This window comes from Methanomicrobium mobile BP (genome assembly GCF_000711215.1).
In the GTDB taxonomy this organism is placed as follows: domain Archaea; phylum Halobacteriota; class Methanomicrobia; order Methanomicrobiales; family Methanomicrobiaceae; genus Methanomicrobium; species Methanomicrobium mobile.
This window is the reverse complement of sequence record NZ_JOMF01000006.1, coordinates 12438-35579: the sequence shown is the minus strand read 5'-3', so window position 1 is coordinate 35579 and position 23142 is coordinate 12438. Positions and strand designations below refer to the sequence as shown.

The 23142-nt window shown below is 44.6% G+C and carries 22 protein-coding genes; 8 read left to right on the top strand and 14 right to left on the bottom strand.

All coding sequences use genetic code 11. From position 1 onward, the window contains the following. Positions 1 to 106: 106 nt before the first annotated feature. From T502_RS04245 to T502_RS09220, 10 genes are all read right to left on the bottom strand, one after another. Positions 107 to 1480, bottom strand: a complete 1374-nt coding sequence (locus T502_RS04245; protein WP_157197461.1) for a hypothetical protein — start codon at positions 1478 to 1480, stop codon at positions 107 to 109. 350 nt (positions 1481 to 1830) lie between these two features. Then, positions 1831 to 2244 carry a GtrA family protein gene (locus tag T502_RS04240; protein WP_042705916.1) on the bottom strand — a complete coding sequence of 138 codons (414 nt, stop codon included), beginning with the start codon at positions 2242 to 2244 and terminating at the stop codon, positions 1831 to 1833. A gap of 5 nt (positions 2245 to 2249) precedes the next feature. Beyond that, complete coding sequence (locus T502_RS04235) at positions 2250 to 3566, bottom strand: NAD(P)/FAD-dependent oxidoreductase (RefSeq protein WP_042705915.1); 1317 nt, start codon at positions 3564 to 3566, stop codon at positions 2250 to 2252. Continuing rightward, positions 3563 to 4504 (bottom strand): NAD-dependent epimerase/dehydratase family protein, encoded by a 942-nt coding sequence (locus T502_RS04230; protein WP_042705914.1) that lies wholly within the window; start codon positions 4502 to 4504, stop codon positions 3563 to 3565. Before T502_RS04230 ends, T502_RS04235 begins: the two co-directional genes overlap by 4 nt. A 28-nt stretch (positions 4505 to 4532) precedes the next feature. Next, positions 4533 to 5579 (bottom strand): NAD-dependent epimerase/dehydratase family protein, encoded by a 1047-nt coding sequence (locus T502_RS04225; RefSeq protein ID WP_042706158.1) that lies wholly within the window; start codon positions 5577 to 5579, stop codon positions 4533 to 4535. 11 nt (positions 5580 to 5590) lie between these two features. Next, positions 5591 to 6283, bottom strand: coding sequence for a class I SAM-dependent methyltransferase (locus T502_RS04220; protein ID WP_052359152.1), 693 nt, complete (start codon positions 6281 to 6283; stop codon positions 5591 to 5593). Positions 6284 to 6354: 71 nt separating this feature from the next. Further along, positions 6355 to 6933: an HAD-IB family phosphatase gene (locus tag T502_RS04215; RefSeq protein ID WP_211248143.1), complete on the bottom strand. Its 579-nt coding sequence runs from the start codon at positions 6931 to 6933 to the stop codon at positions 6355 to 6357. A 4-nt stretch (positions 6934 to 6937) separates the two neighbouring features. After that, on the bottom strand, positions 6938 to 7912 hold the full coding sequence (locus tag T502_RS04210; RefSeq protein WP_281172082.1) for a decaprenyl-phosphate phosphoribosyltransferase: 975 nt from the start codon (positions 7910 to 7912) through the stop codon (positions 6938 to 6940). A gap of 201 nt (positions 7913 to 8113) precedes the next feature. Further along, positions 8114 to 9349, bottom strand: a complete 1236-nt coding sequence (gene hisS, locus T502_RS04205; protein ID WP_042705913.1) for a histidine--tRNA ligase — start codon at positions 9347 to 9349, stop codon at positions 8114 to 8116. 163 nt (positions 9350 to 9512) lie between these two features. Next, positions 9513 to 10022 carry a hypothetical protein gene (locus tag T502_RS09220; protein ID WP_342665742.1) on the bottom strand — a complete coding sequence of 170 codons (510 nt, stop codon included), beginning with the start codon at positions 10020 to 10022 and terminating at the stop codon, positions 9513 to 9515. Positions 10023 to 10132: 110 nt separating this feature from the next. On the opposite strand from T502_RS09220, the gene larB reads away from it, so the two are divergent. The 3 genes from larB to T502_RS04185 all read left to right on the top strand — a co-directional run bounded on the left by larB (position 10133) and on the right by T502_RS04185 (position 12910). Then, positions 10133 to 10972 carry a nickel pincer cofactor biosynthesis protein LarB gene (larB, locus tag T502_RS04195; protein WP_052359150.1) on the top strand — a complete coding sequence of 280 codons (840 nt, stop codon included), beginning with the start codon at positions 10133 to 10135 and terminating at the stop codon, positions 10970 to 10972. 75 nt (positions 10973 to 11047) lie between these two features. Further along, positions 11048 to 11572, top strand: coding sequence for a nicotinamide-nucleotide adenylyltransferase (locus T502_RS04190; RefSeq protein WP_042705912.1), 525 nt, complete (start codon positions 11048 to 11050; stop codon positions 11570 to 11572). A gap of 21 nt (positions 11573 to 11593) precedes the next feature. After that, positions 11594 to 12910 (top strand): hypothetical protein, encoded by a 1317-nt coding sequence (locus T502_RS04185; RefSeq protein WP_042705911.1) that lies wholly within the window; start codon positions 11594 to 11596, stop codon positions 12908 to 12910. A 40-nt stretch (positions 12911 to 12950) separates the two neighbouring features. On the opposite strand, the gene T502_RS04180 is transcribed toward T502_RS04185, so the two are convergent. After that, the gene (locus tag T502_RS04180) at positions 12951 to 14150 is read right to left on the bottom strand and encodes an MFS transporter (RefSeq protein WP_052359149.1); all 1200 of its coding nucleotides are present in this window, start codon (positions 14148 to 14150) and stop codon (positions 12951 to 12953) included. A gap of 195 nt (positions 14151 to 14345) precedes the next feature. Between T502_RS04180 and T502_RS04175 the strand changes: the two genes are divergently transcribed. Further along, positions 14346 to 15119, top strand: a complete 774-nt coding sequence (locus T502_RS04175; protein WP_042705910.1) for a nuclear transport factor 2 family protein — start codon at positions 14346 to 14348, stop codon at positions 15117 to 15119. 58 nt (positions 15120 to 15177) lie between these two features. Further along, positions 15178 to 15618, top strand: a complete 441-nt coding sequence (locus T502_RS04170) for an Rrf2 family transcriptional regulator (RefSeq protein WP_042705909.1) — start codon at positions 15178 to 15180, stop codon at positions 15616 to 15618. A 116-nt stretch (positions 15619 to 15734) separates the two neighbouring features. Here T502_RS04170 and T502_RS04165 read toward each other — a convergent pair whose 3' ends face one another. Both T502_RS04165 and T502_RS04155 read right to left on the bottom strand, forming a co-directional pair. Next, a complete protein-coding gene (locus T502_RS04165) occupies positions 15735 to 16055 on the bottom strand; it encodes a hypothetical protein (protein WP_042705907.1) in 321 nt (106 codons plus the stop codon). Between the two features lie 259 nt (positions 16056 to 16314). Continuing rightward, positions 16315 to 17487, bottom strand: coding sequence for a redox-regulated ATPase YchF (locus T502_RS04155; RefSeq protein ID WP_042705905.1), 1173 nt, complete (start codon positions 17485 to 17487; stop codon positions 16315 to 16317). Between the two features lie 138 nt (positions 17488 to 17625). Here T502_RS04155 and T502_RS04150 point away from each other — a divergent pair, with 138 nt between their 5' ends. Together T502_RS04150 and T502_RS04145 are read left to right on the top strand one after the other, a co-directional pair. Beyond that, positions 17626 to 18219, top strand: coding sequence for a pyruvate kinase alpha/beta domain-containing protein (locus T502_RS04150; protein WP_042705904.1), 594 nt, complete (start codon positions 17626 to 17628; stop codon positions 18217 to 18219). A 36-nt stretch (positions 18220 to 18255) separates the two neighbouring features. Beyond that, positions 18256 to 19110 (top strand): DUF7847 domain-containing protein, encoded by an 855-nt coding sequence (locus T502_RS04145; RefSeq protein WP_042705903.1) that lies wholly within the window; start codon positions 18256 to 18258, stop codon positions 19108 to 19110. An 8-nt stretch (positions 19111 to 19118) separates the two neighbouring features. On the opposite strand, the gene T502_RS04140 is transcribed toward T502_RS04145, so the two are convergent. After that, the gene (locus T502_RS04140) at positions 19119 to 20327 is read right to left on the bottom strand and encodes a TIGR00297 family protein (protein ID WP_245597758.1); all 1209 of its coding nucleotides are present in this window, start codon (positions 20325 to 20327) and stop codon (positions 19119 to 19121) included. Between the two features lie 194 nt (positions 20328 to 20521). Between T502_RS04140 and T502_RS04135 the strand changes: the two genes are divergently transcribed. Continuing rightward, on the top strand, positions 20522 to 23116 hold the full coding sequence (locus tag T502_RS04135; protein WP_042705902.1) for a valine--tRNA ligase: 2595 nt from the start codon (positions 20522 to 20524) through the stop codon (positions 23114 to 23116). Positions 23117 to 23142: the final 26 nt, after the last annotated feature.

Here is a 23142-nt window from a genome sequence, read left to right as displayed (position 1 = left end):
GATTACTATTTCAAAAAAATAGGTTCACAGTCTGATGTTCATGTATAATTTGCTGATTGTTTTTTGATACATTATTTACAATCATTTTTCAATATGTATTTATCATTTATCTGCTTTTGAAATTATGCAATAATGATGAATTAATTTCATACACTCTCTTTCGATCAATGGTAGTTGTTACATTATCGACTATCTTTAAATAGCATAACTCTTTATCCGTTAGGTATAATAGTTTATATCCTGTAAATGGAACACCATTATACGATGAGTATAGCACTACATTGCTACTAAATGATGCATTTTGTAGCATTTTAGATAATGACCAGTGTCTAAGACCCTGTGAATTATATATGCCTATTCCGTTCTTTTTATCTTGAACAAAAGTATCATGAATTTCATCCTTAAAAGATGAGGAATTGAAATATATTAAATCAGATTGACTGATTATTTCAGAATCTAGTTGAATTAGATTATTTACATCTTCTTGAAAATCTCCGCAAGACACCCAATTAGCATAGAAACCTTGATTGACAACTAAAAGTAAAAATAAAAATATTACAAATACATTTTTCTTTAAATGATCTATTTTCTCAAATAGTGGTAAATAAATTACAAATCCTAAGATTATCAACGCAACAGCAGTTTCTATCAAATATGCATGCCTAGTTTCACCTATGAATGCAGTTAAACCATCTCTGATCATGAACGGCATTGCCAAAACAATGAACAAACTTACAGCTACTGCCATAGATTTTATCAGTTCTTTAGAATCATTGATTGATTCAGTTGGTATGTTATCAAATGAGCGATATACAAAAAACACAATGACGATATCCAAAAGCACCAGCAATAAGATTGACAATGTGCCTAAATTTAAAAGTCCGGCTGGAGAGTAAGTTAGGTATGTTATTCCGCCATTTATGTAGTAATCAATCCCTCTTATCGCAACATTTGATGCTGCATCATAGTTGGTTATATGCCCTAATACATCGCCAGTAGTTATATTTTGATGGATCCTAAATATAGCATATATACCGCATACACAGCAGTAACATATAAACTCTTTTAGCCATTTTTGTTTAGTTATTATGCAGTATAACGCAATAAATATTGGGAGACATAAACCGACTTCATACGTAAAAGCTGCAAATGCATAGCATATCAGCGAATAAATTAGATAATGATTATTCTCATCTCTGTATAAGAAGAAATAGAGCATTAGGATATACATTATCATCGCAAAATTGTTTCCTGATGCCATAGTGGGCCAGGCATACATTTCATCTTTAAATGGCAATACACAGAATATTAATGCTGCAGTATATGCCAAAAGCATCGATTTATCAAAATTTAATTGTTTCAGGATCTGCTTTATGCAAAAATAAAAAATAATTAGAAATAATGATGTTTCTGCGATTAAAGTAATTTGATAGAGTAATGCCGTTTGACCAAATAGTGCTTGTTGGATATTTGGAAGCATGAAAAGTAATGGACGTTCGCTTGTGAAATACGGTGACAGATCAAAAGTTGCATAATATAACAATGTCCAATCATCAGAATAAAATTTGAGGCTAAAAAAAAATATGTGATTACAAATTATGTTGATTAAGACCAATATTGCAAGATATTTTTGTTCAGTCGACAGACGAATATTTGAGATATGTTTCAGATTGCCAATCGGTATGTATTCTCTCATAATTTAACTCCCAGCAATAAGTGTCCTATTTATGACATATTATTTAGTACCTCTAAATATATGCCTGCCGATAACTCTTGAACAAATCAATTTGATGTTATTTTTTGTGATCATCAATTATTATAAGACAATCATTAATTTGCAAACGAAATATATTTGTGACCGAGATAACTGGTAAACACCGGAATACCGACGCCAATCATATGTGCAATTGTATCCGGATAGAATGTCCAGTTTATTGCTGGGAAAATTATTTCATAGAACAGCAAACTGAATACTACTGTTTGTAGAACCCCAATAATATTTATTGCAATAAATGCGCATATCTGCCATTCTGTTGAAGTTTTACTTTTCTTGAAAATTAAATATTTGTCCAGTATGAAGCCGGTAAGTAAACCTGCAACAAATGCTAATAATATAGATATAACATATGATGGTAAAATAGCATTGAAAATTATTCGTGATGTAATATTTACGGCTGCGGCAATAGCTCCGCATACAAAGAAGCCAATAAATTCGATACTCTTAAAATCACTAATATACTTCATGACTATTAAATTGTCTTTTCAATAACGTCTGCAATGTTTACTGCTGCCTTTATGCTCTCTGTAATTGATCTGTCTTCCGGATAACAATATGCAGTATCTGACATGTAAAATCCTTTACGGCCATCTGAGTAAATCGGCGGCAATTTCTCCAAGAAATGAGTTGTAGATACCGGCTGAGCATATTCATATCTAAAAACACGAATGTCCTTTACTTTATCCGGTGTTATTGAGGGATTCACTCTTATAAGGTATCCTTTCACTTTATCAATGAAATAGTCATCAGGCAGACTATACTTTGGATTATCCTTGTGTAAATAAAAAGGTACATACTGAACATGTTCCTTTAATTCTGTGTTTAAATTGGATATTTCAATAATTCCCGGAATATCCATTTCATTATCTGAAATATTCAGCCAAAAATTTTCTGTAAGGGCTTGACTAAGTTTGACGATAACACAGACCACCCCTACATTATCAAGCAATTTAAGCTTATCTTTGTCAATTTTTGGCAAAGATGGAGCTATTTTTGTAAGATACTGAATAGGGATTGTAGATGCAACTATGTCATAATTTATGAACTGACCATTGATTTTTATTCCCGATACTGCATTGTTCTCAAAAACAATTTCATCTACCGGTGATGATGTATGTATACGACCACCATATTCTTTAATTTTATCTGCCAAAGCATTTATGACAACTATTGAACCTCCGGAAATGTAACCCATTCTCTCCTGGAAAATACTTTTACGGGATTTTGCCACTCGTGCAAGTCTGGACCACAGCCAGGGTGCAGAAATTTTAGATTTTAGGTCATAGAACTTTAATTGGAACAAACTGTCCCAAAACATATCATAGCCTTTCTTACCTTCCCATTTTTTTATCCAATCAAGAGATGTTGTATCATCCAATTTATGCCAATTTTTAATTTTGCTGGCATAAAATACATGGAAACCATATCTTAACTTTAAAAATAGTCCTGCTTTTGGAAATGATAGCAGTTCAAAAGGTCCCCCCCATTTATATAATGTACCGTCATAAAATAGACCCATCTTTGTATCCGTCCAACGGAGTCTGTCAAATATTTGCAGTTCTTTCATCAGGTTAAACAGAGGGTAATCGGGTCCGCATACAAAATGATAATATTTCTCTATATCAAGACCTGAAAAATCAAAATGGGCTGACATTCCGCCAAGAATACTGTCTGCTTCATATACATCTACAGAGTGTCCTTTCTTTGCCAAGCAATAGGCACATGTCAGCCCCATAGGTCCACCGCCGATTACTGCAATTTTTTTGGATATGCTTTCTTTTGCTGTCATGGCTTTAATACAATGTCTGAATACTTACTGTGACCAAATGTTTCTTCTATTGCTTTATCGAACGGTGTTGATTCGACATTAAAGATATCCCACCAGGGATCCCCCTTAAAGTAATCTCCTGCTACAAGAGCATCCAACTGTTGAGCAGTAAACGGCGGATGACTGGAGAATAATGCATAAAACTTCATGAGAGATTTAAACATCCAAAATGGTATGCAAAGAATAACGGTCCTATATCCTTTGACTTTCTTTATGCATTTAATTATATCGATATAATCAATTTCCTCTTTTCCAATAATATTGTATGTTTCACATTTTGGTTGCATTTCCATTGCAGAAATGATAACTCTTGCCATATCTCGTGCATAGAGTGGTTGACGAAGATATTTGCCGTTTCCGGGTATGGGAAAGACAGGGGTTTTTTTCATAAATCTTGACAGCCATCCTAAATGCTTTTTATCAAACCAGCCAAACATGAGTGTAGGGCGAAGTGAACAATATGGGATTCCCGAATCTTCGACTAATTTTTCCTGAGTCTTTTTTGTATTGGTATAATAATCATTTGCAACAGAGATGACTACTGATGAGCTTATGTGAACAATATATGGAACATGGTATTTTTTTGCTGAATCAAGAACGTTCTCAGTAGCAGTAATATTATTTCGTTCAAATTCATTCAAGTACAGACTGGTAATCTGAGCATGAAGTTGCAACAAGACATCAGCCCCCTCAAATTCATTCATCCAAGATCCTTTTTCAGCTAGATCACATTCTATTATCTTTACATCAGGATTTAGATCTTTGAGTATGGCTAAATTGCTGTGGTGCTTATCTATTGCAACTATATGGTTATATCCCATCTCTCTCAAGAGCAGTATCGTGTTTTGTCCTAACAGTCCGGAAGCTCCTGTTATAATGATCTTCGAATCTTTGTTCATTCTTAATCCGCTTTATGTGCTAAAAATATTAAAAAAATCTCTTCGCGATACTTAGAATGCCCTGTTTCCAAGGAACCCTGTGCGACACTCCCGATTTATTTTTAAACTCATCTTTGTGCTGCAGGTACCATTCAAAATTTCTAAGAAGTGCATCTTTATTGGAATATATTGGTTTCCAACCCAGCTGCTTCTTCGCTTTTTCAATAGATACAAATGATTCTTCACCGGCAGTTTCGTAAACCCACTTGTATAACGGCGACAGATGCAAAAATTCAAGGAAGCGAAGAGACCAGATTATAGGTTTTTTCGGGAAACCAATAACTTTTTTTCCAAAACCTGCTTTATCTAATACAGCTTGATAATCTTCACGCATAGTGGTAAAGACTTCTGCACCTATATTGAAAGTATCATTTACAATTTCGTTGTCTAATGTGGCGCACAGATATATGGCAGAGCATAAGTCATATACATCTAAAAGCTGATATCGATTGTTTCCGCTGCCAATCATAGGAAATCCTCTTCCGTCCTGTGCCCAGTCATACAGCAGAACAAAAACACCCAATCTTTCAGGACCCACAAAAGATTTGGGTCGGATAATCGGAACAATCATACCCTCTTTTCTGAATTCCGCACACGTTTTTTCGGCTTCTATTTTTGCAACACCATATGGCCCCACTCCGTCAAGTTTATCGGTTTCAAGCAACGGATGGTGATCCGGTATGCCATATACTGCAGTAGATGATATTTGAATGACACGAGAGATACCATTAGCTTTTGCAGCGAGTAAGACATTTCGGCTACCATCAATATCTGTGCTGAATATATCTTCCTTTTTATATAACGGTAAAGCAGCTGCCGTATGAACAACAATTTCACAATTGTTCATTGCATTTTTCATGGGTTCATAGTCTCTTATATCTCCGGATATTACAGTGACACGAGGATCCTCTTTTTCAGGATAATCATATTCTTTGCTTATATCGTATGAAACAACAGTGTTTCCTTTTTCCAACAAATAACGTGTTAGATTGATGCCTAAAAATCCGGCACCGCCTGTGATGAAATATTTTGCCATTATTTCCACCATTACTTTTTTAAGATTATTAGTGATTGCGCACCTAAGAAAATACTACTTATAGGCATTAATTTGCAATAACATATTATTAAAAAGCTATGCATGGGTATTTTGCTTTTTTGCGTATATGGGAGTGTTCTTTTATAACATTTAACGACTTTAAGATTTAGAATGTTGGCACATTCTATTAGTGATTTTTCTGTTAAAGGAGTTTTGTGATCAAAAAAATCCCAATAGCGTCCTTTAACATATCGAATGTTTGGCTGTAAAATAATTATTTTTCCATTTTCATTCAGATATTGTTTTGATTTATTAATTACACGTTTTACATCTTCTTTAGAATCAAGATGTTCTAAAAAATTACTTATGAAAACTATGTCAAAATAATTAATTGGCAAATTGGTTTTGTCATCCAAAATGTCTTCATGGATAACTTTTATAGATTTGTCTGCAAAATTGGTGATGTCTGGATTTAGGTCGATTGCATATTTTTCAGATCCTTCAATATTATTAATGAATTCACAATACCCGCTTGCAATATCTAATATTTTTGCATCTTTTGGAATATATTTCTGCAAGAAATATTTACAAATACATTTCCACATTACATCTCTTTTTTTTAATGTTTGATCTCCATCAAATCTATTTGAGTAAAGTTTTTCCAAATCTTGAGAAGTATCAATCTGTTTGTCTGTCATTGCCATATCAATCACTTATTTTCTATATCATTTATGAATATAGTATTTCTTTATCAGAGTTAAAATCCTGCATACTATTATTTCCATAGCTTAATTTTGCTTCCACACACTAAATATGCTTCATTTGATAGTTCTGCAAAAGGCATGTCACTAACAGAATCTGAATAAAATTTGTTCACTAATATACCTGAATACTCATTTTTAAATCGTCTCACTTTTTCTTCTCCTCGACAATTTTCACCCTCAAAAATACCTGTTCTTTTATCGATTTTGGATGCGATTAAACGAACACCTAATTCATTGCAAATTGGTCGCAATAAAAAATCAGGTGACGCGGAAATAACTAAGTCATCATTTGATTTTAAATCAAGGTACCATTTTTTTATCTTGCATGAGTTTTCTTTCCAAAAAAGATAAATTTCCAAATCAGGATCGGGTATTTTATCCATAAATGAAAAAAAAACCTCTTTAAACTCCGTTTTACTCTGGAGACCAATTATTGATATGAAATATGCGAATATGATTTTTGGAACATACAGTAAAATCGACTTGTTTCTTTTCATGCAGAATATCCAAAAATCTATTGTTGAATCCCCGTCATAGATTGTCTTGTCGAAGTCATAGACATTTATGGAATTGAGAGGGACTGTAATCATTTCTTCACCTAATAATGTAAATTATCACTATACAGAATAAAATCCAAAGACCCAGATCAATTATCATTGGTTTATCATGAATTGCGATCTCTTCAGGGGTTTCACCTTTATTTCCGGAATCCGTCAGCATCTGATAACGCAATAGTCCGAAAATAACAAAAGGTATTGTCAGAATCATATATGGTGATGTTTCAGACTGAAATGTATACAGGCAGTAAGCAGTAATAGTTACTGCACCGAGTGTAACTGACATATCGCGGAGCATTGGCTCGGTATAGTTTTTAAGAACGCTACGACCTTCAACATTTCCGTTACCCATTGATGCAATTTCTCCTTTTCTTTTCTGGACCGCAATTAAAACGGAGATAAAAAATGTACACACGATTATCCATGGTGATATTGTCGAACAGTGTATTATTACAGCACCGGCAACGACACGGAAGACATACATGGTCGCAACGCTGATCACATCGACGATTGCAATGTGTTTCAGTACATATGAATAGAGTATATTAAAGCAGAAATATGCTGCTAAAACTGCAGTAAATGAGATGTCCAAATAGATACTTGCAGCAAATACAGATATAACAAGTGCCAAAAGAAGAATTAGTGCGGTATGTATCGATACTGCGCCGCTTGCTATCGGACGTTTACACTTAATTGGATGCTTACTATCTTTCTCTCGGTCAACAATATCATTTAAAATGTAAACCGCACTTGCCGCAAGACTGAAAAGAACCGCTCCGCAAAATGCAAGAGTAAATAGTTTAATGTCGAACAATCCGCCTACGAAAAGAAGCGGAGCAAAAACGAATCCGTTCTTTATCCATTGTTTGGGACGCATTAATTTAAACAATGATTTTGGCAGTGATTGTTTTTCAACCGAAACTGAATTACTCATCTTAGTTTTAGTCTTATTTTGATCAGTAATAAAAGATGTTCTTTGTTTACTTTGGTTATATTGGTCTGTTCCACCTATGATTTTTTTTATAGATTAATGTGCTGAAAAAAGTAAATAAACTCTGTTTGGGCGATATTGGGAAAATATATGATGTGATGTATGTAAAAGAAATGTTTGCATATTTATTATTCGCACTTTGCATCATAATGTCCATTAGTAAATGGTCTTGGATTTTCTGATCTTGTTTACATATTTTGATATACTTTTGATATTTGTAATCTATAAAATACTTTGTACCGCATCCGCGACCGTGCATTCCTTCTGTTCGCCGGACTTCAGATCTTTAAGCGTGATCGTTCCCGCTTCAGCCTCGCGTGCGCCGATTACGACCGCATAATCCGCAGTCTTTGCGGCATACTTCATCTGTGCGCCTATACCGCGGTCAAGAAGGTTGAGTTCGGTATTTATCCCCGCACTTCTGAGTTCTTTTGCGGCGGTGAAGGCATATCCCGCGACATCCGAAGTATACACGACCGCGACCGTCGGTGACGATGCGGGTTTTACTTCTCCGAGTGAGACCATGACTCTGTCAAAGCCGATTCCGAAGCCGCATGTTGCCGTATCGTCGCCGCCGAAGAGGTGCGCCAGACGATAGCTGCCGCCGCCGAGGATCTGGTTTTCGGCGCCGAGGTTGTCGGCGAATCCCTCAAAGACCATGCCAGTATAGTAGTCGAGTCCCCTTACAATGCCCAGATTCAGTTTATAGTCTATCTTCTGACTGTCGATGATTGCGATAAGCTCTTTCATCCTGTCTTTGTCGGGCATATCGCTCGAAACTCCGCAGTTATTGCAGAGCTCGATTGCTTCGTCTATGTTTTTGCATTCAATGAGTTTTATGAGTGAATCGTAGAGACCCGCGGCATTGATGCCTTCGAGATATTTCTTCAGATCCTCGAAGTTCTTCTTGTCGAGCAGTGCCATGACGGCTTTTCTGTCGGCATCCGACAACTCCGAGAGGATATGCTTCATGGGCGCGAGGTGACCTATATGCAGTTCGAAGCGGACGCCGGTCGACTTCAGCATTTCATATGCAAGGAGAATAATCTCCGCTTCGCCGGCGGGGGTGTCAGCGCCTATCTGTTCGACGCCGAACTGCCAGAACTGACGGTATCTGCCTTTCTGCGGGCGCTCGTAGCGGTAGCAGTCCGATAGATAGCACCATCTGAGCGGCTTTGAAAGCACCTTAGCCTCGTTGACATACATCCTGATCACGGCAGCGGTTCCTTCGGGACGCAGGGCAAGTTTGCGTCCGCCCTTGTCCTCGAAGGTATACATCTCGTTGATGATGCCTTCGCCGGAGCGCAGGACATACAGTTCCTGTGTCTCGAATGTCGGGGTGCAGATCTCCCTGTATCCCCAGTTTCGCGCGACTTTGCGCAGGCGCATCTCTATCTCGCGCCTCTGTTCCATCTCGTCGGGCAGGAAATCTCTTGTTCCTCGTGGTTTCTGAAGCATTGATTCACCTTAAACTTAAATCTGTTTAAAATCTGTAGATATTTTATCCGAAATTATCCGAAATTATCAGATTGTGTATATGATTCGGTATATGATTTTGTATCTGTTCCGCATTTAGTCTTGTTATCTTTGATCGTGATTTTGCCGTTATTCTGCGGATATTTTATTTTGAGGATGTTTCGTTCGTTGAATCTCCGTTTGTCGAATCTCCCGTCTCCGTATCAGTTTCCGTATCTTTATCATCGGCATCCTTCTTTTCCTTATCCTTACCCGCCCTTTCCTTCATCTTTCTCTCGTGTCTTGAGAGTCTGACATCGGATTCGTCTGCCAAACCGGCTGTTTCGGATTTCCGGTCGGCTTTCTGTAAGACTGCTTTTCCGAGTGCCCTGTCGAGTGTGCCGGAATTCGCACTCCATATGCGGTCGCGTTCCCTTACGATTGCGCTCTGAAGGTATAATGCCAGAAGAATCATGCCGAGTCCCAACAGTTCCATGAAACTCATCATGAAGAGGACGCCCGTAATTGAAAGCGCCGTATATGCGACCCCGTAGTATGCCGCCTTGCGGTATCCGGGCAGTGCCGTTCTGTAGAATATTCTTGCATCCCTCATCCAGAGATATGCGGCAACCGCGCAACCGAAGATGCCGACATATATGAGATACGTGTGCTCCATGACAATAGTTATTATTCAACGCCCGAGAATATCTTAGTTATCGAAAAGTTGCGGCATAAGCAACTGTGAATAATGCGTGCGGTCTTATATGCCCGAATCGGAGAAGAACTATGGTTATTAACAACAGTCTGAAGGGAGTCCTTGAAGGTTATGCCTCGGGAGAGATTTCTCTCGAAGAGGCGGAACTTCTGATAGGCGGTCTGCGTCTGGATATGATAGGCAGTTGCGCAAAGATAGATACGGGGCGAAATATCCGGTGCGGCATTCCCGAGGTCGTTCTTTCCGAGAACAAGGACCTGCCGCATCTTATCTCGATTGTCGATAAGATAACGCAGGCAAACGGCAGATGCCTTGCCTCCCGCGTCACTCCCGCTCAGGTCGAAGAACTTACAAAATTTGCGGTTGAAAAAGGCTATATTCACGAATACAACCCCGAAGGGCGCATGTTCATCATGACCCGCGATGAAAAAGTCAAGGCACGCTGCGAGAAGAGAACGGGCGGCATAGTAGGAATCATCACCGCGGGCACCTCGGATATCCGCGTCGCCGAAGAAGCCAAGGTGATTGCGCAGGAGATGGGCTGCGTTGTAAAGACGGCATACGATGCGGGTGCGGCGGGTATACACAGGCTCTTTCCCGCCGTCAAAGACCTCCTCGATGCGCATGCCTTTGTGGTCTGCGCCGGCAGAGAAGGAACGCTTCCGACCGTCATCGCGGGACTTGTCGACCGCCCCGTTATAGGCGTTCCCGTGAGCGTGGGATACGGGTATATGGGCGGCGGCGAGGCGGCTCTGGCGAGTATGCTTCAGTCCTGCGCCGTGCTGACCGTCGTCAATATCGATGCGGGATTTACCGCCGGCGCATATGCGGCGCTGATTGCCAATATGGCGGCGGGCGCTTCCGGGTCTGGGAATGCCAAAAACGCCGAAAACGCCGATGAACAAAGATAAATTATCATAGCGACAAGAGTAGTTTAACGAGTAACAGGAACGGAGTAACAGCAGAGGGTAAGACAGAGGGTAAATATGACCGAGATTGTAGTAAGAGGTCTTTATATCGGGCGTTTCCAGCCGTATCATTACGGTCATCAGTCGGTTCTTGAGCGCATATCAAAACAGGTCGACGAGATAATCATCGGTGTCGGCAGTGCACAGATGAGTCACGACATAAATAACCCGTTTACCGCCGGCGAACGCATCATGATGATCACAAGGAGTCTTGAGGATCTGGACTGCCGCTATTATGTCATTCCCATCGAGGATCTTCAGAGAAATGCGCTCTGGGTCGCGCATGTTACCTCCATATCGCCGCCGTTTCAGAGAGTCTTCTCAAGTAATCCGCTGGTTGTTCAGCTCTTCTCCGAGCGCAACATTCCTGTGGAATCTCCCGAGATGTATGAGCGCAAGAGTCACAGCGGCACCGAGATACGCCAGAGGATGCTCTCGGGCGGCGACTGGCAGAAACTCGTTCCGCCCGCGGTTGTCGACGTTATCGAGGAGATAAAAGGCATAGAGAGACTTCAAAGGATAGCGGGTACGGACGACGAGTGAGTTTTTTTTAAAGAGGTAAATATGGCAGGTTTTCTGAAAAAACTTTTTTCAAAGGATGACAATTCGCCTTTGATATGCGATTACAATACCATTCCTTCGGATCTTGAGTCGGAGGAGAATAGTGTGTCAGCCTCGCTCAATGATGTAGCGAAGAGATCGCGCGGGATTATCTCGCAGGCGCTAAAGGATGTAGCGGCGGTCGCCGATAATTTCATGAATTTAAAGGTGGACTCCGATGCCGAGCTCAACGCGCGCGTGAAATCCGTTGTCGAGAGGTCTCTGCCCCAGTTTGCGGCGGCGCTCAGGAAGACCGTTCCCGACGAGGACAGTTTTCCCGAGGATCCGCAGGAGTATTACAATGCGGTTGCGGAGACTTTGAAGTCCGTCACGAAGTGCATCCGCGGTCAAGGCAGATATGTCATTGCGGCGTTTCCCGAGGAGATGAAAGAGCTTAAAGGTCATATTGACGTAATCGGTCGCGAGATCAACTCAATGAACGGGACTTTCAGACCCGCGCTCGAGAAGACCGCGCGCATTGATGCGGTCTCGAAATCCTATGAGAGATGCAGGGATATCGCGGAGAGACACGGAGCCCTTCTCGAAGAGAACATGCGGCTTGAGAAGGAGATCGGGGACTCGGAACCGGAACTCTCCGAGATTGAGAGGAGTATCTCGGAACTGAAAGATTCGTCGGAATACGGAGATTACGAAGCGGCGATTGCGGGCAAGACCGCCGCCGGAGAGGAGCTTGTCCGCATTGCCGACAGCCTCCATCTGATAACCGCCAATCTCGGCAATGTCCTCCGCAAAGTGTCGTATGCGGCGGAAAAGGACGGTGCAAAAGAACTCGTGAAGGATATCGCGCGGTTCGAGGCGGCGTTGAATGCATACGATTTAAGCGCCGAAGAAAAGGAGGATGCCTCGGAGATTGAAACTCTCTGGTCGCCGCTATATTCCGCGGTCGCGGGTTATGTCCGAGACAATCCCTCGTTTATCAAGACAAAATCGGAAGAGCGCCTCTTAACCGATGACGGCGCGCTGATCTCGGAGATATCCGGACTCCGCAAGAGTTATGCCGCGCAGAAGCAGTCCCTTTCCGAATATGTTCTGAAGATTGAAAGTTCGGATGCGGCAAAACGGCTTGCTGAGTTATCCTCACGCAGGACAGAATTGAAAGAGAATTTGCAAAGGTCAAAGAATACGATTGCGTCCAACAAAGATGCGGTTGCCGGTTTGGAAGCCGAATATCCGTCCGCATGCGAAAAACTTACGGAGGCATTGTCAAATCTGAAAGGAAAACCCGTTCAGCTTGAAAATCTGCCGCAATTACCTCAATAACTCCTGTTTTAACGGATCAATCCTTAAATCAATCCTTAAATTAATCCATTCCTCTTAATTTCATGCCGCTCTTCACGAGTATTATCCACAGAACTGCCGATGCAATCGACGCGCAGATACTGCATGTTCCGAGACCCGTGATATAGTCGGGCCACGGCAGGGTGCCGATTATCATGCCCGTGCAGCCGATAAACATGACCGTGAAGTTGAAGAGCGATGAAACCGAGCCCGTATCGCCGTCATACTGCTTAAGGAGATTGCTGATTGTGTAGGGTCTTACTCCGATTGCGGAGATTCCGCAGGGGATGAAGCATAAGAGGCAGATGTATGCGCCGGCATGTCCGAAGGTCAGCATGAGAATGCCGCTTAAGAACCCGAGCGCGATAAATATCGGTCCCGTTCTTCTGCCGCCGATGCGGTAGCCTATCTGCTGAATGACAAGCATGCCCGCGGTTCCGACCACGATGTCTATTGCCAGAAAGATACTGTAGAGCGAGCCGCTGATTCCGTATCCGGCGATAAAGATGTAGGACGATACCGCAAGGAATGCCATGAACGGCAATTTCAGCATGCTTGTCGAGAGCAGGAAGAGCGTGAACGCCTTATTCCTGCAAAGCGTTATCTGATGAAGGATTACGCCGAGAACGCTGCCCGTAAATTTCTCGTTTTCGGGCAGGGATTCCGTGAAGAACAGACTCACAATGACCGATGCGGCGGTCAGAAACGCCGGCGCGATAAGCGTCGACTGCCAACTGATTGCTTCAATAAGGTATGCGCCGACGATCGGGGAGAGCAGGGGTCCCACGACGCCCATCACGACAGTCAGCGTGAGGATTCTGTCGCGTATCGATGCCTCGAAGCAGTCTTTTATGAGCGCGGTTGAGATAACCAGCATGCCGCCTGCGGCAATACCCTGTATGATTCGGAGAAGAATGAATACCCGGATGTCGGGCGAAAACGCGCAGAGGGTGCTGATTATCGTGTATGCTATGAGCGATACGAGCAGTATGGGTTTTCGTCCGTATTTGTCGCTTATGGGTCCGAGGATGAGTATGCCCACAGCCATGAACATCATGAAGCCGTAGAGCGTCATGTTGAGGATGGCATCCGTGGTCCCGAAGTATTCCACGATTATCGGCAGACCCGGGAGATACATGTCGGTTGAAAACGGTGCGACTATCGAGAGAATGACGATGAGAACAATCAAAATATGCGGCGTCAGATATTTTTGAGGATTCATGCGGGTCGTCCGTTTCGCTTTATTTGTAGATTTCAGGTTTATTTCTGGTGTAACTGCGAGATTACTCGATTAATGTCCGAGTAATTTTGGCGGTAATCGGTATTGAAATTATTTAGGGGTATTGCCTGCCTATGTTTGTTGTAACCATAATGGTTATATCAAAAGAGGTCATACAATAATTTGGTGAAAACCATCATGACAAACAAGGAAAAAGCATTGGCACTCATTAATACATTTGCTACCGGAGATACAGGAAAAGCTGAGTCCCTTCTTGCTGAAGGTTACATTCAGCACAACCTTGCATACGGCACAGGTCGTGTTGCCTTTGTAAACAGCGTGGCATGGCTTGCTTCCGCGCCGGTCAAGACAACAGTAAAGAACATTCGCGCGTTTGAGGACGGCGATAAGGTATTTCTTCAGACCGTATACAATTTTGCGGGAGCGGGAGATCAGGTTGCTTTCGACATATTCCGTATCGATGAGAACGGTCTGATTGCCGAGCACTGGGATAACCTTGCCGCTAAAGCAGAGCTCAATCCTTCGGGTCATACGCAGATAGACGGTGCAAACATGCTTAAAGATCTTGACAAGACCGAGGAGAACCGCCGGCTGGTGAAGAATTTCCTTCACGATGTTCTGCAGGGCAAGGCACCCGAGAAGACACCTTCGTATTTTAACGGCGATGTCTACATCCAGCACAATACGGGTATTGCCGACGGACTCTCAGGTCTAGGTAACGCGCTGGCCGCTCTTGCGGAGAAGGATATCCGTATGGTCTATGATACGGTTCATCAGGTCCTTGCACAGGGCAATTTTGTTCTTGCGGTCTCGGAAGGCACTTTCGGCGGCGTACCCACTTCATACTACGATCTCTGGCGCATTGAGAACGGAAAGATTGTCGAGCACTGGGATGTCATGGAGACCATTGCCTCAGAGGATACGTGGGCAAACAGGAACGGAAAATTCTGATGTAATCATCTGAATTACAGCAAAACAGTTCTATACTGGCGGCGTCTATCTTGATGTAATGCAGATATCAAGCAGATTTACCGTGGCCCTACACATCTTCACCTGCGTGGATACCTTTAAAGAGAACTATAAGGTGACCAGCGACTTCCTTGCCGCCAGTATCAATACCAATCCGGTAATCATACGTAAGATTTTGGCGAAACTGAAGAAAGCGGGACTCATTAAGGTTGCCAGGGGCACAGGCGGTATCACACTGACAAGGGATTTATCCGAGATCAGTTTTTTCGACGTTTATCAGGCTATAGAGCCGTTGGAAGGCGGAGACCTTTTCCGTTTTCATGAAGCGCCTAATCCCGATTGTCCGGTCGGACGGAATATTCATGCCCTGCTTGATGACAAACTGAAAGCCATACAGACCGCAATGGAGGATGAACTGAAGAAGTACACACTTGCGGATCTGAGAACCGGAATGCGTGAGATTCTGGAAACAGAAAAATAAAAATCAACTCTTTTTGAATTTTATCTATAATTTCATTTTTGAATGACAATATTTCGCAGAATTGCGAAGTCAAAAAAGACCGAAAAAAAAGTTATTTATGACCGACGCCCCGTATTTCAGAACGAGTCAAGGCTTATTGAGTTAAACGTATCCGCCATATCCGAGATCTCGCGGACGCCGAAAGCGGTCTGCACGTGAGTAATGTCAATCTCGGCGGCGCAGGTGCACATATAGTCTATGATATCTATGGAAAGCTCCTTCTTAACCTTGCTCTTCTTCATCTGATCGATGAGGTGAGCGAGCTTTTCCGGCTCTTCCGAGCGCAGTTTAGCAAGACTTATAACGCACATGTAGATGCGGGTAAGATTCCTATCGGTACCTGTTATAGTGTCAAAGAAGTTTCGTATAACCTGTGCCTGATAGATCTCAGTACTCATAATTGACACAGTATTGGACTTTATCTATAAAAATGCTTTCTGCCGAAAAGAGTCGTCCGACAATTGTCAGACGTTATTTTTTGATTTCGGCTCGTCATGTCGGCTTTCGTGACGGGCACGGCAACGGGGGCGATCGCAACCTTCGTCAGGATGTACAAAAAAGAAAAAGCAAAAAAAACAGAAAAAACCAAAAAAAGCAGAAAAACCAAAAAAAGCAGAAAATACCAAAAAGCAGAAAATGCCAAAAAGGCAAAAAAGATTATTTCTTTGTGGAAACTATCTTGATTACGTCGCCGTTTTTGAGTTCGTGACTCTCTTTGATGCGCATCTTTGTCTTTGCATCGACTGCGTAGAGGAAACCCTTTCCGATATCGGTGTGGACCTGATATGCGAGATCGTGCGGGGTTGAGCCGCGTTTCATGAGGTATGCATCGGGGAGAATCCTGTCTTTGCCGTCGCAGTATTTGTTCTCATCCTCGACCGGATATACGACAATCATGTCGAGAAGGTCGAATACCGCGCTGTTTATCGCCTGCTGAACGCCGGTGCCGCCGAACTGTTTCATCATGGCGCGGATTGCCTCAAGACCCGCCTTCTGCGGCGCGGTAAGTTTTTCCGGCGCATTTATCGTGAAATCGCCGTCGCCAGCGATATAGTTGATGAGTCCCGCTTCCGCGGCTTTCTTCAGGGCAAGTTCGCCAGCGGCGCATGTGAACTTTATGTCCTCCTTCTTCAGTTCATCCAGAAGTTCCGCCGGTGCGAAATCCGCCTTGTTTCCGATGACTATGAAGGGCTTTGCGTGCTGAACAAGGACGCCGCAGAAGTTGATGAGTTCCTCCTCATTGCAGGTCTTGAGGTTTATGCCCGTGATTCTGACCGCTTCCTCGACATGATTGACCGTGATCTGAAGTCCCGCGAGCTGATCGGCAACCGCGTCCTCAATAGAGTAGTTCTTCTGCTGGGACGAGCGCTGAATCTTGTTCCAATTCTTCTCGATAAGACCGTAGACCCACATCTTCATCTCTGACTCGATGAATCCGATATCCTGTTTGGGATTATGCGAGCCGCGGTCAACGGGGTTGCCCTCCGCATCCGTAGAGCCGCTTGCGTCCAGAATGTGAATTATTGCATCGGCTTCGCGAAGGTTGTCAAGGAACTTGTTTCCCAGACCGCGCCCTTCATGCGCTCCCTCGACAAGTCCCGCGACATCTATGAGCCCAATCGGGATGAAGCGCACGCCGTTCTGACATGCGGGGCAGTTTTCGATCCCGAGACTTTTGCATGCGCACTCCACACGCACGTATGCAACGCCGTTATTGGCGTCTATTGTCGTGAAAGGATAGTTTGCTATCTCAGCGGGTGCCATTGTTGCCGCGGCGAAAAATGTCGATTTTCCGCAGTTCGGTTTGCCCGCGATTGCTAAGTTTATCATTTTTTCATCTCGCCGTCCGTGATATCCTGATAATCTCAGTTGGCTTTGTTTTGATATAATTCTGACTTTTTTCTCTGCATTTTCCGACGAAATATTACGATAAAAAATAAATCGGTTCCTGCCGACAATATAGTTATCATGACATATACGCAGAAGATTGTCTGTTACTTCGACAGACCCGGAGCCGAGAATACACGCGACTGCGCAAAGATTGCCGTTGAACGCGCAAAAGAACTCGGGATATCAAAGATTGTCGTTGCCAGTTGCAGCGGTGCGACCGCGGTCGAGTTCCATAAGGAGATCTCAAAGGTAAGCGGGCTTAAAGAGATAGTCGTGACGCATGTCGTCGGTTTCTCAAAGCCCGGCGAATGGGAGTTCTCGACCGGGATTGCCGAGGATCTGCGCTCCAAGGGTGTGACGATTGTCACGGGAACACATGCCCTCTCGGGTCTTGAACGTGCAATCTCCAGAAATCCCGCACTCGGCGGAGTCTCGAGGACCGAAGTTATAGCCGAGACTCTTAGGCGCACCATTGCCGTAGGACTCAAGGTCGCCGTCGAATGCACGCTCATTGCCGCGGATCAGGGCTATGTCAGTCCCGATGAGGAAGTTATCGCCGTCGGCGGCACAATGGAGGGCGCCGATACCGTATGCGTCATCAAGCCTTCTCACACGGCATCTTACTTCAACCTTCAGGTAAGAGAGATTGCGGCAATGCCGAGAAACCGCTGATATCATAATTTTTGGGAAAAACGGACTTGAATATTTATGGGAATGCAGGCACTTAATCAGGGAATTTTGACGCTGAAGAATCCGGTAATGTGGATATATCCGATAATTGCCGGATTGTTCGTATTTGCGGCGGTAATGTTTGGTCTTGCGGATATCACGGATTATTTCGGACTGAAGCTTGCGATTCTCTTCTTCATCTTCGTAAGCCCCTTCTTCATCGCCGGAACTTATGCCGCGGTGAAAAGCGGCGATTTCTCGGTCAATGCTTACATTAAGTCCGCCGCCGGGGGCTACTTCAGGGTAATGCTCCCCTGCTTCTTACTGCTCTTTGCAATTATTCTGCTAACGTTCATTGCGACCGTACCTGCGTTTTTCACCGGTGCCGCAGGGCTCTTCGTATTTGCGTATATCATCGGCATCGCGCTGATTCTGCTGACATTCTTCTTTGATACGGCGGCAATATTCGAGGATAAGAAGATCTTCGAGAGCCTTAAGAGAAGCATTGAGCTTGTAATGGCAAAGCCGCTCGAGGTTATTCTGTTCTATATTGTCGCGGCTCTGCTCGTCTTCGTCTTATTCATGGGCTATACGATGATCTGGTCTTCTCTGCTTGCGGAGGAGTTCGAACCTCTGCTTACCATGTCGCAGTCCGAGCTTGCGGCGTTCTCGCAGGATCCCGCAAACCTCGTCAGCCTTCTCGGAGAACACGGCGTCTTTGTAACCGCCGTTCTTGCGGGAATTGCAGTTCTCCTCTTTACACTTCTCTTTATGCCGTATAAGGCGATATTCTACCGCGATGAACTTACGGTGTCTTTGATCTCCATGCTCGGAAAGATACCTGAAAAATCTGACGACAGCAACTTAAGCGTCGACGATTTTTATAAAAAGTGACTTGGCGCTCAAATAAGCAGAATATAGAGGAGCACGGCGAAGAGACCGCCCGAGAGCGTGCAGATAAAATTGGTTCCCGTATTGTGGATATAGCCGCCGCGTTCGAGAGTTGCGCCGACAAGGCTGTCGATATTCGTGCCGACGAAACCTGCCGCAACGCATATGGCGGCAATCTCCGGCGTTGCCATACCCATGAAATATGCCGCGGCGCATAGAATAATCGCGGCAATCACCGCCGCCACCTCGCCGAAGAGCGTGACGCCGCCGTCCGTACCTTTCGGCACGCGCTTGAATGTCGTAATAAGATACGGGCGCTTGCCGAGCATACCCAGTTCGCTTGCCGTCGTATCCGCCATTGCCGCGGATACGCTGCCCAGGAAGAGTGCCGCGAATATGAGATTCTGATCGTAGATGCCGTAGAGGATGGCTGCGGCAAGCGACACCATGCCGTTTGCGTAGACATTCAGGAATCCGCGCATACCTCCGCGCGACTCGGCAACGCCCTGTTTTCTCTTGACATCATACTTGAATTTCGTAAATCCCGAGCCGAGTATGAAGAAAGTCAGCATTACAAAGAACCACGTGATATCCGAGAAGACAATGATGAGGATACCCATGAGTGCGGCGCTGAATAGACCCGACAGATCGGCGGCACGCATCTCGTATGCCGCGATTCCGAATGCAAAAGAGATAATTATCGCAAAGATGAGCAGATCCATCCTCGGAACGTAACTGATATCCTCAAAGAGAAGCATGGTCATTGCCGTTCCGAAACATTCCAGAAGCAGTGCATCCTCACGCCTCTTAAGAATGGTCTTTAACATCGCGGCAACGATGATACCCGTAAGCGGGACGAGATAGAGCGTATATCCGAGATAAAATGTCGTGGCAAACGAGGCTACGACCGCGACCGCAAGGAATGCCAGCGGTTTACGTTTTTCATCCCGACATATTCTGTAAGCCGACTCTCCCATAATGACGATGGCAATCGTCGATAGGAAGATCATCAGTGAGATCATATCCGCGGCGTAGAGAACCGCGATTATTCCTATACCTATTGCGGGATAACGCGAATTGGCAATCAGATAGTAAAGTGCGCAGATAATTATTGCGGCAACGGCAACAATCCACTGCGGTCTGATATGCGGCGCTATCGCGACGGCGACAACTGATGCGATAAGCGCCAGCCACAGTTCCGCATTTTTACCGACTGCCATGATAAATAAAGTTTGTTACTGACCGATTTAATATTAATCATGGTCCGTGCGAATCACAATCCTTAGTATAACTCTTACCATAGCTCTGACCATAGTCATTACCACATCCTTACGAATAAAGTTCCGAGGCAGGGTGTTTCCGCGATCCTCTCTCAACAAATATATCTCATAACAGGAACAAAATATAAGGGAATATGTCTCAGCCAAAGGAAATACCTAAAAACTATGATCCAATAGAGGTAGAAGAGCGTTGGATGAACACGTGGAAGAAAGAGGACTATTATTTTGATCGTCACTCCAAAAAGCCGCAGTTTGTAATCGACACTCCGCCGCCGTATCCTACCGGAAACTTCCATATCGGAAACGCGTTTAACTGGTGCTATATTGATTTCATTGCCAGATACAAGAGAATGTGCGGATATAACGTCATGTTTCCGCAGGGCTGGGACTGCCACGGACTTCCTACCGAAGTTAAGGTAGAGGAACTCAACGGAATCACAAAGAACGACGTTCCGCGTGAAGAGTTCAGAAAGATGTGCCGCGAGCTTACACTCTCCAACATCGAGAAGATGCGCAAGACAATGTGGCGTTGCGGTTTCTCAAACGACTGGTCCAACGAATACATCACGATGATGCCCGAGTATTACAAAAAGACTCAGTTATCATTCCTCAGAATGTATAAGATGGGCGACATCTATCAGAGCGAGCACCCCGTAAACTTCTGTACACGTTGCGGAACGGCAATCGCTTTCGCCGAGGTCTCATACGAGGACAGGACAACAAAACTCAATTACTTCGACTTTGACGGTCTGGAGATAGCAACCACAAGACCCGAACTTCTTGCGGCATGTGTCGCGGTTGCCGTCCACCCCGACGACGAGCGCTACACGTCGCTTAAGGGCAAGACACTCAAGGTTCCTCTTTTCGGTCACAGTGTTAAGATTATCACGGACGAAGCCGTCGATCCCTCGTTCGGAAGCGGCGCCGTAATGATCTGTACCTTCGGTGACAAGCAGGATGTTCACTGGTGGAAACAGCATAAACTCGACCTGAGAAAAGCAATCGACATGACAGGCAGAATGACCTCGATTGCCGGCAAGTATCAGGGAATGACCTCGACCGAATGCCGTGAGGCAATCCTCGCCGACATGAAGAGTCAGGGTATCCTTAAGAGACAGGTGCCTCTTGACCAGCACGTTGGTACATGCTGGAGATGCAAGACGCCGATTGAGATTCTCTCGGAACGCCAGTGGTTCGTCAAGGTTCACAACGACGAGATTCTGGAGAAGGCAAGGCAGATCAGCTGGACGCCGGAGCACATGAGATCGCGCCTCGAGAACTGGGCACAGCAGATGGAATGGGACTGGTGTATCTCAAGGCAGAGAATCTTTGCCACCCCGATTCCGGTATGGTTCTGTAAGAAGTGCGGCGAGGTCATCCTCCCCGACGAAGCCGATTTACCTGTCGATCCTACCGTGGATAAACCCAAGCATGCCTGTCCGAAGTGCGGCGGCAACGAGTTTGTCGGCGAGACCGATGTTCTGGATACATGGATGGATTCATCGATCTCCGTTCTCAACGTAACCGGCTGGGACGGCTCGAAAGTGCCCGACCTTTTCCCCGCGCAGATTCGTCCGCAGGGTCACGATATCATAAGAACATGGGCATTCTACACAATTCTGCGCGCGAATGCGCTCACGGGCGGAAAGCCGTGGGAGCAGATCCTCGTCAACGGTATGGTGCTCGGCGACGACGGTTTCAAGATGTCGAAGAGCCGCGGAAACGTCATTGTACCCGAGGAAGTCCTCTCAAAGCACGGCGCGGATGCATTCAGGCAGTGGAGTGCGAGCGGTGCGGCAACGGGACAGGATATTGTCTTCAGCTGGAACGACATAACCGCGGGTGCGCGTTTCCAGACGAAGATGTGGAATATCTGCCGCTTTGCAATGATGCAGCTCGAGAAGGGAGGTCCCGAATCCGACAAGGCGGAGGTTCTTGCGGACAGATGGCTCATGCACAGACTTTCGCAGGTCGAGAAGGATGTCACGGGATTCATGAACGTCTACAACTTCGACGGCGCCATCCGCGTCATCCGTGAGTTTGCAAGGGATATCTTTGCCGACAACTACATAGAGCTCGTAAAGGGACGTCTCTACAGTGACGGCGCTGGAAGGGCAAGCGCTCTCTATGCGCTGCGCACGACAATCGATGCCCTGTGCAGGATGCTTGCGCCGTTTACTCCTTTCTTCGCGGAGGAGTGTTATACGATTCTTACCGGCGGCAAGAGCGTTCACAAACAGTCCTGGGTTGACTTCGACTATGTCGACAAACTTGCTCTCGATGAGGGCGATCTGGTTGTAAAGGTCGTATCCGAGATTCGCCGCTACAAGCACGATGCGGGAATGGCACTCAATGCCCCGCTCGGACATGTGGTTGTCTACACGCCTTTCGAGATCAACGACGGCGGCGACTGCGCATCTGCAATCAATGCGAATGTCGAGTTTAAGTGCGAGAAGCCCAAGCTTACCCGCGCGGTCTCGGATGTGAAGTTTAACTTCGGTGTCATCGGTCCCAAACTAAGAAAGCAGGCGAGCGGTTACATGAATGCAATCAAGGCACTCCCGGAGGATCAGATTCTGAACCCGCCCAAGACGGTCAAGGTTGACGGTGCCGAGATTGAGGTTATTGCGGATTCGTTTGAGCCGGTATACTCATTCAGCGTTGAGGGCGAGAAAGTGGAAGTTCTCACACTCTCCGAGGATGTAATCGTAACGGTTCACAAGAACTGAATTGTAACGGTTCACAATAACCGAAT